The sequence below is a fragment of the Paraburkholderia sp. SSBN10T genome, from assembly GCF_056619545.1.
This window is the reverse complement of record NZ_JBWQQI010000003.1, coordinates 354,160-369,378: the sequence shown is the minus strand read 5'-3', so window position 1 is coordinate 369,378 and position 15,219 is coordinate 354,160. Positions and strand designations below refer to the sequence as shown.

13 protein-coding genes are annotated in these 15,219 nt (G+C 61.7%); 5 read left to right on the top strand and 8 right to left on the bottom strand.

Features of this window, described 5'->3' with window-relative positions:
- Positions 1-163 precede the first annotated feature (163 nt).
- The 5 genes from AC1ECK_RS06530 to AC1ECK_RS06510 all read left to right on the top strand — a co-directional run bounded on the left by AC1ECK_RS06530 (position 164) and on the right by AC1ECK_RS06510 (position 6,429).
- Complete coding sequence (locus tag AC1ECK_RS06530) at positions 164-409, top strand: hypothetical protein (RefSeq protein ID WP_480317099.1); 246 nt, start codon at positions 164-166, stop codon at positions 407-409.
- A 174-nt stretch (positions 410-583) separates the two neighbouring features.
- Positions 584-2,008, top strand: a complete 1,425-nt coding sequence (aldA, locus tag AC1ECK_RS06525; RefSeq protein ID WP_480317097.1) for an aldehyde dehydrogenase — start codon at positions 584-586, stop codon at positions 2,006-2,008.
- Positions 2,009-2,171: 163 nt separating this feature from the next.
- Positions 2,172-3,494, top strand: a complete 1,323-nt coding sequence (locus tag AC1ECK_RS06520) for an MFS transporter (RefSeq protein ID WP_480317095.1) — start codon at positions 2,172-2,174, stop codon at positions 3,492-3,494.
- Positions 3,495-4,712 carry a mandelate racemase/muconate lactonizing enzyme family protein gene (locus tag AC1ECK_RS06515; RefSeq protein ID WP_480317093.1) on the top strand — a complete coding sequence of 406 codons (1,218 nt, stop codon included), beginning with the start codon at positions 3,495-3,497 and terminating at the stop codon, positions 4,710-4,712.
- Between the two features lie 55 nt (positions 4,713-4,767).
- Complete coding sequence (locus tag AC1ECK_RS06510) at positions 4,768-6,429, top strand: GMC family oxidoreductase (protein WP_480317091.1); 1,662 nt, start codon at positions 4,768-4,770, stop codon at positions 6,427-6,429.
- A 128-nt stretch (positions 6,430-6,557) separates the two neighbouring features.
- Here AC1ECK_RS06510 and AC1ECK_RS06505 read toward each other — a convergent pair whose 3' ends face one another.
- The 8 genes from AC1ECK_RS06505 to tssK form a co-directional block, all read right to left on the bottom strand.
- Positions 6,558-7,148, bottom strand: coding sequence for an IMPACT family protein (locus AC1ECK_RS06505; RefSeq protein ID WP_480317089.1), 591 nt, complete (start codon positions 7,146-7,148; stop codon positions 6,558-6,560).
- A 162-nt stretch (positions 7,149-7,310) separates the two neighbouring features.
- Positions 7,311-7,586 (bottom strand): PAAR domain-containing protein, encoded by a 276-nt coding sequence (locus AC1ECK_RS06500; RefSeq protein WP_480317084.1) that lies wholly within the window; start codon positions 7,584-7,586, stop codon positions 7,311-7,313.
- Between the two features lie 34 nt (positions 7,587-7,620).
- Positions 7,621-8,055 carry a type VI secretion system baseplate subunit TssE gene (gene tssE, locus AC1ECK_RS06495; RefSeq protein WP_480317082.1) on the bottom strand — a complete coding sequence of 145 codons (435 nt, stop codon included), beginning with the start codon at positions 8,053-8,055 and terminating at the stop codon, positions 7,621-7,623.
- Positions 8,052-10,778 (bottom strand): type VI secretion system ATPase TssH, encoded by a 2,727-nt coding sequence (tssH, locus tag AC1ECK_RS06490; protein WP_480317080.1) that lies wholly within the window; start codon positions 10,776-10,778, stop codon positions 8,052-8,054. Before tssH ends, tssE begins: the two co-directional genes overlap by 4 nt.
- Before the next feature lie 113 nt (positions 10,779-10,891).
- Entirely contained in the window at positions 10,892-11,377 is a 486-nt protein-coding gene (locus tag AC1ECK_RS06485) for an Hcp family type VI secretion system effector (protein ID WP_480317078.1), read from the bottom strand.
- The gene (locus AC1ECK_RS06480) at positions 11,377-13,185 is read right to left on the bottom strand and encodes an OmpA family protein (RefSeq protein ID WP_480317076.1); all 1,809 of its coding nucleotides are present in this window, start codon (positions 13,183-13,185) and stop codon (positions 11,377-11,379) included. Before AC1ECK_RS06480 ends, AC1ECK_RS06485 begins: the two co-directional genes overlap by 1 nt.
- On the bottom strand, positions 13,185-13,862 hold the full coding sequence (locus AC1ECK_RS06475; protein ID WP_480317074.1) for a DotU family type IV/VI secretion system protein: 678 nt from the start codon (positions 13,860-13,862) through the stop codon (positions 13,185-13,187). Before AC1ECK_RS06475 ends, AC1ECK_RS06480 begins: the two co-directional genes overlap by 1 nt.
- Positions 13,859-15,205, bottom strand: coding sequence for a type VI secretion system baseplate subunit TssK (tssK, locus tag AC1ECK_RS06470; protein ID WP_480317072.1), 1,347 nt, complete (start codon positions 15,203-15,205; stop codon positions 13,859-13,861). Before tssK ends, AC1ECK_RS06475 begins: the two co-directional genes overlap by 4 nt.
- Positions 15,206-15,219: the final 14 nt, after the last annotated feature.

The window sequence follows — 15,219 nt, the reverse complement described above, 5'->3', positions numbered from 1 at the left end:
ACAATGCTTGCGCGATAGGCGTCACGCTTTAGTGGCGCAAGAGCCGTAACCTCGCGTTACCAATCTCGCACGCGCGTTTCACCTGTAAATGAGAACCGTCCATAAACTCCCGTTACTGCCTCTATCGCTGAGCGTGCTTAGCCCTATCTTGCGGGAGAGACCGATGCAACGAATGCGTAACGTCCTCGTGACCGCCCAACTGGACGGCACCGAGCTATGTGCCGACTACTGCGGGCAAACCGGCCGGCTGCGGATTCTTCAAGCTAACACCGTTTTACGCGAGTGGTTTCCGCCGAACTCGTGGATTGCCATTGCCTCCGTGGCCGGCGCCCGCAATTGGGGGACCCGGCCGGATTCAGCCGAGCTGCACGCCTTGCTGGAGAGTCAGGCATCTTTGTTGCGCTTTTGAGCGCTCGCCCATCCCACGCGTTTTGCCAAACATGAGTTTTTCGAATGTTTGGCTCTCAAATTAGTCGCTTGTCGACCCTCACCCCGCGGAGAAGAATTCTGGCCATGCACCGGTGGCATGGAGTTCATCGCCGCCGGCAATGCGTTTTTCGCGCTACGCCACCTGGTAAGGATCATGCGACTCGATCGGAATTTTGTTAACGGCCAGTTCATCGAACCCGCAACCGACGAACTCATTTCCGTCTACAACCCCGCGACCGAGGCCTTGATTGCCCAGGTTGCGGGCGCTTCGAAGGATGAAGCGATCGCCGCGGTCAACGCCGCAGCGGCTGCGCAGAAAGGCTGGCGTAAGCTGCCCGCTGCCGAACGTGCGGTCTATCTGCACAAGCTGGCCGATGCCTTGGCCGAACGCGCACCGGCGATTGGCGCCGCGCTCGCGCTGGAGTCGGGCAAGAGCGTGGCCGACGCCACCAACGAAGCCATCTACGCCGGCCAGATCACCCGCTATCACGCGGAATGGGCCCGCCGTATCGAAGGCGAAGTCATTCCAAGCGACACTCCCGACGAAAACCTGGTCTTGCATCGCGAGCCGATCGGTGTCGTCGCCTGCCTGATTCCGTTCAATTACCCGGTCTATACGTTCATGCGCAAGGTTGCGCCGGCGCTGATCTCCGGTAACACGGTGGTGGTGCGGCCGAGCAACAACACCCCGACTTCCGCGTTTGAAATTGCCAAGGCGGTCGAACACGCCGGTCTGCCGGCGGGCGTCGTCAACATTCTGGCCATGAGCCACGCGACGGCTGAGGAAGTCTGCACGCATCCGGCAGTGGGCATGATTACGTTGACCGGTAGCGTGAGCGCAGGTCGCAAGGTACTCGAGTACTGCAAGGCGAATATCGCCAAGCCGTCGCTCGAACTGGGTGGCAAGACACCCGCGATCATCGAGCCGGATGCCGATCTCGAGAAGGCCGCGCGCGAACTGGTCGCGTCCAAGACCACGCATTGCGGCCAGTTGTGTACGGCAATCGAACGCGTATATGTGCATGAAAGCGTGCATGACCGCTTCGTTGCGCTGCTCAAGTCGCATATGAGCGCGGTGAAGTTTGGCGACCGCGCCAACAACCCCGCGCTGATGGGACCGCTAGTGAATGAGGCATCGCGCCAGTCGATTCATGCGATGGTCGAACGCGCGCTCGATGCGGGCGCGAGACTCGAGACGGGCGGCGAATTGCCCGGCGGCGAGGGCTTCTTCTATCCGGCCACCTTGCTGACGAACTGCCGCCAGGACATGGAGATCATCCAGGAAGAAACCTTCGGTCCGATCATGCCGGTGGTCAAGTACAGCACGCTCGACGAAGCGCTCGAGATGGCCAACGATCATCAGTTCGGGCTGTCCTCGGTGCTCTACACAGAGAACTATCGCACGGCGATGAAGATCGCCAACAGCATTGAAGCAGGCGAGCTGTATGTGAACCGTACGCCGGCCGATCCTTATCAGGGCTTCCACGCAGGCTGGAAGCGTTCGGGACTCGGCGGCGACGACGGCAAGCACGGTATGCTCGAATTCACGCAGACGCGCCTCGTGGTGATGAAGTACTGAGTCACCGCCGATCCCAACCCGGCGTGCCGCGCATCGCGGCGCGCCCTCTCTGAACCTGCAGACTCGCGCAAGCACGCTGCAACCATAACAAAGATATCGGAGACCCGACAAAGCCGGCGTAGCCACGCGCTGCTGGCCTTGCTTGTCTCTTAGGAGCACCTCAGTGTCGTCTCAATCCGTTCAGCCCAACGCCTCGCTGGCCGTCTCTAACGACGCGGCCGTCTTACGCGAAACCAAAGCACAGCGCTATATACAACTGTTGTTGCTGGTGATCGCCGCCGGCGCCATTTACCCGATTCTCTATCTGCGGCAGGTGTATCAGCCGACGATGCTGGAGGTATTCCATATCACCGACAGCCAGCTCGGTTATCTGTATTCGTCGCTGGGCACGATTTTTCTGCTGAGCTATTTGCCGAGCGGCTGGCTCGCCGACCGGATCGCGCCGCGTCTGCTCATCTCCTTCTCGCTGATCGCAACCGGTGCGCTTGGTCTGTGGTACTCGACTGCACCGTCGTTTCATCTGCTGATGATCATCTTCGGCGGCTGGGGTCTCTCAACCGGCTTGACCTTCTGGGCTGCGGTGATCAAGCGGGTGTCGATGATTGCCGGTCCGGATGAGCAAGGTCGTTTCTTCGGTTTTCTCGACGGCGGCCGTGGCCTGATCGAGGCGCTGCTGGCTACCGTGGCAATCACGCTGTTTGCCTGGGTTACGCAGACGCGTGGCGAACCGGTGGCGGCGGGGTTCAAGCTGGTGGTCTATATGTACGCATTCCTGTGCATTGCGCTTGGCCTGCTGCTGGCGCTGGTGAAGGATCCGCAGGATGGCAAGGCCGCTGCGCAAAACGCCGCCTCGCGCAAAAGCAGCAATGTGCTGGTCGACCTGAAAACGCTCGCCTCGATTCCGGAGCTATGGCTTGTGGCCGCAATTGTGTTCTGCGGCTATCAGGTGTTCTGGGCAACCTACAGCTTCTCCGCCTACCTGCACGAAGGCGCGATTGGCCTCTCCGTGGTAATGGCCGGCACGATTACCACGCTCAAGCTGTGGATGCGGCCCATCGGCGGCATCGGCGGCGGTTTTCTCGGCGACCGTTTCTCGAAGATTTCAGTGCTGGTGATTGCACTGTTCCTCGCCGCGCTGTCGCTGCTCGGACTGGTCGCAGCGCCCGGAATTGGCAGCCACGTGGCGCTGGTGTTCCTCGTGTTGTTCATCGGCATTCTGACTTACGCGATTCGCGGCCTGTACTGGTCGTTGCTCGACCGCTGCAACGTGCCGGTCGAAACGATGGGGCTGGCAATCGGCTTGATCTCGGTGCTGGGCTATTCGCCGGATGTCTTCTTGCCGCTCATCAACGGCTATCTGACGCAGACGTACCCCGGCGTCTTCGGTTATCAACTCTACTTCGGTTATGTGGCCGCAGTTGCCGCGCTCGGTGGCTGTGCCGCGCTGGCGCTCAGAAACATGCTTAACAGGAAAGAAGGTACGTAAATGAAAGTCGTCTCGCTCGAAACGCATATCGTCGCCGTACCGCCGCCGCATCTGGGCGGCATGTACTGGATCTTCGTCAAGCTGAAGACGGCTTGCGGCATTGAAGGCGTCGGGGAAATCTATTCGGCGACATTCCATCCGAACGCGATGACCCACATCATCGACGACGTGTTCAGCCGCTATCTGCTGGACAGGGATCCGCATCACGTCGAGCGTCTGTGGCGCGAAGCGTATTCGAGCGGCTTTACGCAACGTCCCGACCTGACGATGATGGGTGTGGTCAGCGGCCTTGAAATGGCATGCTGGGACATTATCGGCAAGGCTGCGGGCAAGCCGGTTTACGAATTGCTCGGCGGCATGGTCAATGAGCGGCTTCGTTCGTATACCTATCTTTACCCGAAGAACAGTCTCGGCGAATACGACTACGACGATCCCGATCTGGCAGCGCAATGCGCAATCGAGAACGTCAAGCGAGGCTTTACGGCCGTCAAGTTCGACCCGGCCGGACCGTACACCGCGTACTCCGGACATCAACTGTCGATGGAAGTGCTCGACCGTTGCGAAATGTTTTGCCGCAGGGTGCGCGAAGCGGTGGGCAACAAGGCCGATCTGCTGTTCGGCACGCATGGGCAAATGGTGCCGTCGTCGGCGATCCGGCTCGCCAAACGTCTTGAGAAATACGATCCGCTGTGGTTCGAAGAGCCGGTGCCGCCAGGCCAGGAAGGCGCGATGGCGCAAGTGGCGAAGCACACCAGCATTCCGATTGCAGCCGGCGAGCGTCTGACCACCAAGTACGAATTCTTCAAGCTGCTTGAAGCGGGCGCTGCGTCGATCCTGCAATTGAATGTGGCGCGCGTGGGCGGCCTGCTCGAGGCGAAGAAAGTGGCGAGCATTGCCGAAGTGTATTACGCGCAAATCGCCCCGCACCTCTATAACGGCCCGGTAGGCGCCGCGGCAAGCATCCAGTTGGCGGCATGCACGCCGAACTTCCTGATTCAGGAAAGCATCGGCACCTGGGGTGGTTTCCATGCGGAAGTGCTGAAGACACCGATTCGCTGGGAAGACGGTTACATCATTCCGTCGCGGGAACCGGGTCTGGGCGTCGAGTTGAACATGGACGTCGTGCGTCGGCACTCGCCGTACACGGGCGAACGCCTGCATCTGCAGATGGCCGCGAAACCCGCCGACGTCAAGGATCTCGCGCCGGCCAAGGGTTGAGCTTGAGATTGACTTTCGCATTCACTGAAGCGGACGCCGTCGGGCGAGATACACCATGAATTACGACTACATTATTGTCGGCGCGGGCTCGGCGGGCTGCATCCTCGCCAATCGCCTGACGGCCTCGGGTCAGTATTCCGTGCTGCTGCTCGAAGCAGGCGGCAAGGACAGCTCGTTCTGGTTCAAGATTCCAGTAGGTTTCACCAAGACTTACTACAACGAAACCTATAACTGGATGTACTACAGCGAGCCCGAAAAGGAACTCGACAACCGGCCTATCTATTGTCCGCGCGGCAAGGTTCAGGGCGGCTCGGGTTCGATCAATGCAATGATCTTCGTGCGCGGTCAACCGCACGACTTCGACGACTGGGCTGCGGCCGGCAACAACGGCTGGTCGTTTAAGGACGTGCTGCCGTATTTCCGCAAGCTCGAATCGCATCCGCTCGGCAATACGGAGTATCACGGCGCGGACGGCCCGATTCGTATTTCGCCGATGAAAGATGCCGTGCATCCGATTTGCCACGTGTTCCTCAAGGGCTGCGAGCAGGCGGGCTATCAGCGTACCGATGACTTCAACGGAGCGCAGTTCGAAGGCTCGGGTATTTATGACGTGAACACGCGTAATGGGCAGCGCTCATCGAGCAGTTTCGAGTACTTGCATCCCGTGCTGGATCGCAAGAATCTGAGCGTGGAGCGGGACGTGCTGGTGAGCCAGGTGCTGTTCGACACCGCCAGGCGTGCGACCGGCGTCGTGGTCAAGCAGAACGGCAGCACACGCACCTTCACGGCGAACCGCGAAGTGATTCTCGCGGCGGGCGCCGTGGATACGCCGAAGCTGCTGCAACTGTCCGGTGTCGGCGACAAGGCGCTGCTTGCGCAGCACCGCATTCCTCTGGTGCATCACTTGCCGGCGGTAGGGCAGAATCTGCAGGACCACTTGTGCGTGAGTTTCTACTATCGCGCCAATGTGAAGACGCTGAATGACGAAATGCGGCCGCTGCTCGGCAAGCTCAAGCTGGGCCTGCAGTATCTGTTGACGCGCAAGGGGCCGCTCGCGATGAGCGTCAATCAGTCGGGCGGCTTCTTCAAGGGCAACGATCAGCAGACGCAGCCTAACCTGCAGCTCTATTTCAACCCGCTGTCGTACCGTATTCCGAAGAGCAGCAAGGCGAATCTCGAGCCGGAACCGTATTCGGGCTTCCTGCTCGCGTTCAATCCGTGCCGGCCGACGAGCCGCGGTTCGGTCGAGATTGCGTCAGACCGGGTCGAGGATGCTGCAAAGATCCGCATCAACGCACTGACGACAGACAAGGACATCGACGAGGTGATCCAGGGCTGCGAGCTGGTGCGTAAGGTGATGGCGACGCCCGCGTTGAGGGGCATTACGGTCGAGGAGATTTCGCCGGGACCGCAGGTGAATACGCGCGAAGGCTTTCTGCAGTATTTCCGCGAGCAATCGGGTTCGATCTATCACCTGTGCGGATCGTGTGCGATGGGTTCCGACGTGCAGACCTCGGTGGTCGACGAGCGCTTGCGCGTACATGGCATCGCAGGCTTGCGGGTGGTGGATGCGTCGATCTTCCCGAATATCACGTCCGGTAACATCAATGCGCCGACGATGATGGTGGCCGAGAAGGGCGCCGAGATGATCCTCGAGGATGCGCTGACGCAAGGGGCGGGCGTGGGTGGGCGCGCGGAGCTAGCGGCGACGCATTGAGCGTTGGGTTGTGGAGGACGAGAGGGCGTGCCGATTTCGGGCCGAACAATCCGTCAATGCAAACTACCGGGTATTGATAGACCTGCCGTTGTTCATGGGTCGATATGCGCGTTGGAGAACTTGCCGCCTCAGCGCTTCTCAGCGAACACCGCCCGCCCTTGCGTCATATCCCTTAGCGCTTCACGCGCCCCTTCCACCGCGGTGATCGGCATGCTGATGGTCAGTTGCACGGCCATTTGATACCCGCTTTCGGCGAGCGCGTAGTTTTCCTGTTCGATCCAGCGGCGCACGCGCGCTTCGTCTGGATAGCCGATTTCCACCGTCAACAAGGTTTTTGCAATCCGCTCGACGCGCGGCGCGTCCTGCAGCACGCGCGCAATCGCATCGGTATAGGCGCGCACGAGACCGCCCGCGCCGAGCTTCACGCCACCGTAGTAACGTACCACCGCCGCCAGCACACCATCGAGGTCGTGATGGCGCAGCACTTCGAGGATCGGCCTGCCGGCCGTGCCGGACGGTTCGCCGTCGTCCGACATGCCGGACTGGCCGCCGGCCAGCAAGGCCCAGCAGACGTGCGTCGCCGTGGGGTTTTCTTCACGCAGACGACGCAATTCGGCCATTGCCGCGTCGCGGTCCGCGACGGGGATCGCGTGGGCGATAAAGCGGCTCTTGCGGATTTCGAGTTCTGCAGTGCAAGGCGTTGCAATAGAGTGACTCACGTTGATAGTTCGGAAAATACTTTTAAGTTCATCGTGTTAGTTGATGTGTCGGCTGAAACTAACGTTGATCGAAAGTGATCTCCAGGCAAATGATACGCCTACATGGTGCCTACACGAGGCAGGGGCGGTGAAGAGAGCGTGGGCCGATTCGCCGATGATTCGCTAGTCGCTGTAATACATGGTCGAGCGTGCAATCACAAGATTCGTTCCGTGCGGGCAATCGCACATGACAATATCGCCATCGAGCACGCCTCGCGCATTGCCCATTCCAAACGTCTTCGCCGTTCCGAAAATCGGTCCGTTCTTGCCGCAGCGGCCGCACGAGGCAAGGTCCATGTGGCGGGTGATAGGTTGCCCGTTGTCGAGTGACGTTTCGTCACCATCGAGCACATAGCCGTCGGTGGTGGTGCGATTGCCTTTTACCGCCATCATTTTCATGATCGATTCTCCATTTCTGTGCGAAGCCGTGTCGTCAGTCGCGATCGTGGTCAGCCTTCAGTAGCTTGAGCCGCGTCTGTCCATCGAGTGTGAAGTGCGTACCGAACCGCACCAGGCCAGCCTGATGGAGGTAGCAGCTCATCGTGAAGCTCAGCAGCATGCCCGGCTCTGTGTCCTCGATGACGATGTCGATCGATTTCAGGCGCGGCTCGTATTTCAGCAGCGTGACTTCGATCGCCTGCCGGAGCTTGTGCGCGGAGGAGGGCAGGTGGCGATAGATCTCCGAGAGATCGTCGAGCCCATAGTCGGGCAGGTGCGCGAGCCCATTGCGCCGACTGTTCAGGATGCGCTGAACGTTGTCCTGGACTGACAGGAACGTCTGTGTCGCAGCGTTGAAATCATCAATGGCGGCACCGTTTGCGAAGTGCCCCGTCACCGCTTCGAACAGTCCCGGTCCGCCGCGTGTCATGTCAATGCCTCCGTCATCGCATCGAACTCAATGGCGATGCCATCGTCTTCTGAGAACCCGAGACGTATTGTTGCCGGCAGTTGCTGGTTGGCGAAACGCACCAGCAGCTCGCGCGACAGGATGGGCAAGATCTGCTGGTCCAGCAGACTATCGATGTTGCGCGCTCCGGAGTCCGGCAACTGACAGGCCCGCACGAGTTCGGTAACCAGTGTCTCGTCGCACACAAGCGGCACACCAAAGCGCCGCCCGATACGTTGCGCGACGTTGTCGAGCTTCATTCGCACGATCGACGCGAGGGCCTCGGCCGACAGTTGCCGGTAGACGATTGTCTGGAACCGCGCGAGCAGGGCCGGCTGGAAGTGTTCGACGAGTAGTGGACGGACGGCTTCCATCAGCATCGCGGTGGTCGCTTCTCCACCGGCTTCCCTGACAGCCTCAATTGCGGCCATGATCTGCTCGCTGCCGAGATTGGAGGTCATCAGGATGACGGTATTGCGAAAGTCGATCACGCGACCTTCGCCGTCGCGCATGAAGCCGCGGTCGAATACCTGGTAGAAGAGGTTCAGCACATCGCGGTGAGCTTTTTCCACTTCATCCAGCAGGATCACGCTATATGGGCGTTGACGCACCGCTTCGGTCAATACGCCGCCCTGACCGTAGCCGACGTAGCCCGGCGGCGAGCCCTTCAGTTGCGAGACCGTGTGCGCTTCCTGATACTCGGAAAGATTGATCGTAACGAGTGCCCGCTCGCCGCCGAACATCAGGTCTGCCAGCGTGCGCGCGGTTTCGGTCTTGCCGACGCCGGACGGCCCGACCAGCAGGAATACGCCAAGCGGCGCTTCCTCCGATTTGAGGCCGGCTTTGGCGGCACGCAGGCTCTTGCCGAGTGCGGCGAGTGCATCGTCCTGCCCAACCACGACGCGCGAAAGCCGTGTCTCCAGATCGAGCAGCGTGGCGAGTTCGTCCTCCAGCAGGCTGCCGACCGGCACACCGGTCCAGTCGGCGATCACGCGCGCGATCGCCGCCTCGTCCACTTCGGCATGAATCAGCGCATCGGGTTCGTGCTTTGTCATTACGTCGTGAGCGGCACGGATCGAGTGCTGCAGATCTTCGCGGACCGCCGGGTCCGTTGCCGCGCGCCATTGCTCGCGCAACGCGACCAGCGTAGTGACTGCGTTCTTCTGCTCGGCAAACGCGCGGTCAAGCGCTTCAGACTCGGCGGCGAGTTCATCCAGCCGCGTATCGATTGCCTTCAACCGTTCACCGACGTCGGCGCACGTCGCACCCTGGTCCTCGACCAATGCCTTGCGTTCGACGGCGAGAGCCGCCTGTTCGGCTTGACAGGTGGCAATCCCTGCCGGTGTTGCTTCCACACTCATGCGCACACGGGCAGCGGCCGTGTCGAGCAGATCCACCGCCTTGTCCGGCAACTGACGGCCGGTCAGATAGCGCCGGGATAGACGCACGGCAGCGCCAACGGCTGCATCGGTGATATGCACGCCGTGATGCTGCGCGTAGCGCTCCCTCAGGCCACGCAGCATCAGGCACGCGTTGTCGTCGTCGGGTTCGTCGACCTTCACCATCTGGAAGCGGCGTTCGAGAGCGGCATCGCGTTCGAAGTACTGTTTGTATTCAGACCACGTGGTTGCGGCAATGGTGCGCAGTTCGCCACGCGCAAGCGCAGGTTTCAGCAGGTTCGCCGCGTCGGCGCCGCCCGCCGTATTGCCTGCGCCGATCAGCGTATGCGCTTCGTCGATGAAAAGCAGGATCGGCGTGGGCGACTGCTGGACCGCTTCGATCACATTCTTCAGACGCTGCTCGAATTCGCCTTTCACTCCTGCGCCAGCCTGCAGCAGCCCGAGATCGAGCGTCAGCACGCTGACATCGCGGATTGCCGCCGGCACGTCGCCTTCGGCAATTTTCAGCGCGAGGCCTTCGACCAGCGCAGTTTTGCCGACGCCCGGGTCACCCACGAGGATCGGGTTGTTCTTGCGCCGCCGCGCGAGGATGTCGACCATCTGACGGATCTCGACATCGCGTCCGAACACGGGGTCGATTTTGCCGTCGTGCGCTTTCTGCGTGATGTCGATCGTGAAGCGCTGCAGCGCTTCCGAACCAGCTTTGCCCAGCGTGTTCGGCAGAGGGGAGTGGGTGGAATCATGCGGCTTGCTATCAGCCGTACCCGCTATCTCAGGAGGCACGGCGTTATCGTTTATCGTCACCGCGTTCATGGTCGCAGCCGCTTCAACAGAGACCCGGTCAAGCTCCGGACGCAGGCGTTCGATCTGCGTGGCTGACACTGAGAGTAGCGCCCATGCGTCCGGCGCGCGCAGCAGATGAGGTGCATCGGCGAGCGCGGCAAGCAGATGCGCTGAGCGGATCGCCGGTTGCGTTTCGCCAGTCGCTTCGAGCGACGCACGCATCCACGCCGCTTCGAGCAATTGTCCGAGCCGGTGCGACAGGCCGGGCTTTCCCCGCAGTTCATGCGGCAACCGGTCAATGGCGCTGAGCAGCCCATTCCAGATGGCGTCGACATCGAGTTCGTAACGACGCACGATGGCAACAAGATCGCCGTCGCCGAGCTCCAGCAGCTTGATCATCCAGTGCTCGACTTCGATATCGCGATGGGCGCGCGTTTCGCAAAGACCTGCGGCGTTGGCGAGGGCTTGCGCGCAATGTTCGTTGAGCCGACGCAGGAAGGGGGAGAGGTCGCGGTTGGTCATGGCAGGAGGATAAAAAAGCGTCAGTCCGCACTGCGGACTGACGAAAAAGAAAGCCGGTACCCAACCGATGCGGGGTCAGTCGGGCCAGTACCGGCTTCCCGAGAGCCAGTTTCTTACGAGCGCTCGTTCCACGTGTCCTTATGGATGATGTTGCCATCCTTGTACGACCACGTGACCGTCTCATAGCGCAGTTCGATCTCTTCGAGGTGGTTGTGCTTCTCGTAGTCCGGGTCCTTGATGTCGAGCATCTTCGGTCGCACGGCGACGACCTTCACGTTCTCGAGCTTGGTGTTGAAGTATTCCTTTTCCTTGCCCGCGTCGTCGATCTTGTACCATTTGATCTCGACCGACTTGAGCGTCTGGCCGCTCGTGACCGCCTTGTACAGGTACGGCGTCGACGCATCCGTTTCCTTGGTCAGCGTGACCGGCTTGTGTACCCGCGTGCCGGTGAGCTTGCCGGTGTTGCCGTCGGTCGGGATGTGAATGCCGTGATCGAACGCGGTGATCTCGACGCTGTTTTCACGCCCGTGGACCGTGACCGAACCCTTGATGTCCGCGCCGCCGTCGTCTTTGATCCACGCGTATGCAGGAATTGCCATTACTGATTCTCCTTCTGTGAACAGGCCGGATGGCCCTGGGGGGTTAAATCATTGCGACTGTCAGGTGTGTCCCGCAGAGACTTCCTTTGGTCGTCACGACAGTCGGGGACGAGCGTGATTTCTACGCGCCGGTTCGCCGCACGCCCTGCCTCGGTGTCGTTGGAGGCTTTCGGCCGGGTATCGCCATAACCCTGGATTGCGAAGTGGGACGCCGGGATACCCGAGGCATCCGCGAGCCAGTCGCGCACTGATGCTGCGCGGGCTTCGGACAGTTTCAGGTTGCTGTCGGGATTGCCAACCGAATCCGTGTGACCTGCAACAAGCACACGCTTGTCGGGATGTGCCCTGATCATCTCCAGTGCCCCGACCAGCACACGGTTGGACCCCGGGTTCAGCACCGCGCTACCGGTGCGGAACAGCGACAGGCTGTCCAGTTCAATCGCCGATGGCGGCGCTGCGGGTGGCTGATAGCTGGCGATGAGCTCATTGACGAGCGGCAAGAGGGGCGCGCCACGGTAGTAACCGAGTCCCAGCCGCGGCGGCACGCCGGCACTCGCATAGAGTCCAAGCTCATCGCGGTCGCGTTTGACCGCTTTCAGGGCGTCGATGCGCGCAGCATCCTGGATGGGCGCAATCGCCTTGTAGCGGTTCATGTCGCCGAGCACACGCTCGACCAGTGCGCGGTTCTGCCAGGCCGAAGCGGCTGCCGCCGCGCAGAAGCACGCCGCGAGCCAGACAAACGCATGAGCCAGCGCGCGAGTTAACGCGCGCCGCACCGGCTGAAGCGCAATGCCGCGGATCAATGGCTCCGGTAGCGGATAGCGCAACCGGACGCCATCTGTGACCGGCAGTGTGAGGCCGGTCGCGGACGCGGCGAACTGGCCAGGCAGCGAGTCCGGTACGGGGCGACCTTCGACGACGGTTACACCGAAAGCAGTGACCTTTAGCGGATGGCTGTTGCGCTGCGCATCAGCGAGTTGGGGCAGGACGGCATCGCAGGCCCAGCGCGTCAGGCTATCGAGCTGCGCCGCACGGTACGCGCGAGGCTCACGGCTCATCGGAATCGCCGTACCGATATAGGCCACGACACGCGATGCGATGAGCGTAACCAGGCTATCGATGCGCAGCGGCTCGCTGCTGGAAACGCCAAACCACGGGCATTCGTCGGGCGCGCGCTGGATTTCTTCCGCGTAGACAGCGACGCATACCGGCAGACGGTACCCGAGCGCGCGGCCCGCTTCACCAATGGCCGAGCGCCAGCGTTTCAGACTCGCGGCCAGACTTGCGTTGCTGACTGTCCTGTCGGCCGGGATCAGGCAGGCGACGGCATCGGGGCCCTGTCCGTCGCGCCAGCGTTTGAGTGCATCGGCAAGGTGCACGAGTCGTGAGGGCTCCTCGCAGCGCACCCAGATCGCCGTGTCCGTGATGCGCACGAGATCCGTGCCGAAAGCATCGGCGAGCGGGCCATTTTCGTCGCCCAAGGGGACTTCCTGCCCACGGGGGCTTCCTCCGGTCGTCGGGGCGTCGCTGACTGCGAGCACCAGCGGTGTATTGCGCTTGATGTCGGCGGGGAGCGAACTAAGCGCTGCGTCGATGGCGGAAAGGACATGTCGTGTGGCGGCGCGCCGGGTGCGGATGCGCTTCGTCGCGATCACCAGGGTGATGAGTGCAGCGAACATCGCCAGTATGGCGAAGAAAACGTTCCATCCCGGTGACCACGGCGAGCACAGTGCGAGCCAGATCAGCGCGAGGATCGCGACCCAGACAGTGAGCGTTCGATACGGATAGCCAGTCACGCTTCGTCCCATCAATGTGTAATCTGGGCGATCGAGGCGGTGAGCCACTGATCAAGCGCGACATAGATGACACCGGCGCCAACGATTGCGATCACGACCCACGCGAGCGGTGACAGGTTGCCAAACCAGCGACGCCTCCTCCCCGTTCTGACGACAACGGGGCCGGACGTATCGCTGCTTTCGCCATGGCGACCCAGGCGCTCATCGAGCGCACGCATGAGCGCAACGCGTGCATCGCGACCGTCCAGTGCGAATTTGCCTTTGAACCCGAGGTCGAGCACGGCTGCGAAGATGGCGAGCAACGGCAGTACGGGCTGCGGTTGCGCCAGACGCCGTTCGATACGCGCGATGAGTTCCTCACCCGCATCGTGACTCTGGAATTCACTCACCTGAAGCGGCTCGCGTTCCCAGGCATCGCGATCGATACCTTTGAGGCTGCTGAGCGCCGCTTCGTCGAGCAGCGCGCACTGCGCGTAAGTGGCGTCCTCGATGACGTCGCGCGAATGGCCTGCAGTGGTGAGTTCGGACCGCAGGCGTTCGATCTGCTCCGTGCATTGCCGGCGGAATGCGTCGAAGGCGGTGGGCGCCGCGTCGCTGGCAAGCCCCGTGACGGTCAACGCTGTGTCTCGCAAGGCGACCGGGAGCAACGATAGGGAGGCAGTCGGGGCGGCAGTGGCGTACGGATTCATGTGGGCAATACCGCGTAGAGTTCAAGCGACACGTCTGGAATCGACGCCGGGACATAGAACTGGCATGCGTGCGCCGCAACCATCCGTTTGAAAGCGGGGTGGGCGCTGTCGAGCGCGAAATACTGGTTCTCGATGCGGATCGGGATCGCCGCCGGCAGGCGTGACATGGCACGCAGTGGAATGCCTGGCAGCGCTGAATTGACGATCTGCTCGACTTCGTCTGGCGCGCCGGCCTTGCACAGGCGCGGCAACTGCTCAAGCAACGCGTGCGCGGGCAGACCCGACTGCACTGACAGGTAGTAGTCAGCGCCGCCGACGAGCCGTTCATCCTTGATCTGTCCGATCCAGACGGTGCCTCTTGCGCGCTCCAGCACGATCGGTACGACCCGCGACGGGATTACCGTATCGAGCAGCGTGCGGATCAGCGATTCCAGTTCTGCAAATACGGGCTCCGGAGCGTGGTGGTCGTACAGCGGAATCGCCTTCAGCGTTTCCGTCGTCGAGAATGTGAGCAGCGCCCCGGCCAGGCGCGCGAGCACGCCATACAGCCGCTCCGGATGCTGATCCGGCGCCTGACAGAGGCGCGCGAGATCCGGCCAGGTGCTGTTCACGCTGTGCAGCAGCCAGAACAGGGACACGTCGGCTACGGCATAGTCGGCGATCTGGTCGGAACGTTCGCGGCGGCGCACCGCTAGGCTCGCGCTCTTGGCACTCAGGATCTCGGACAGGCGGTTCATGCGGTCGGTCAACTGGGTGCTTGCCGACAGCAGCAGGCAGGGCGGCACGAACGCCGGATCGATCTCGAAATGGCCCTGAGCATTCCTTATGAGCCGGCCGACCGGGCACGTCACATAGTCGCCGTGTTCCTCGAAGTCGAACAGCAGCGCCAGCGCATGCCGTTCGACGCTGATCTCTTCCTTGCCTTCGCCGTGGATATCGGCGACCTGCAGGTATTCGCGAGCGAAACGGCGAGGCCGCGCCGGCTTCTGGTCCTCCTCGACGCAGTTTCCCCCCTGTGCGTCGACGAGCGGCAGGCCGGCCAGCACCATGACGGCTTCCACCTGCGTAGGTACGTCAGCCAGATTTCGCGCCGCGGGCAACCGGTCCGCGGTTTCGGTGTCGATGAACGTGCCATCCGGCAGACGCAGGCCGAGCGAAGCGAGCTGAAGACGGTTGATCGACAGCGCCTGAGTGTCGAACGCGACACGACTTACGCCCCACGGGTCGGGACTGGCGATGCGTGCGATGCGCTCGTCGGCAAACTGGCCCCACAGCGCCTGTTGCTGGAAATGCTGGGGCGTCATGAAAATCCCCTTGGCCCACAGCGGTCTTGTTATCTTCATTGTGATCTGTTTGT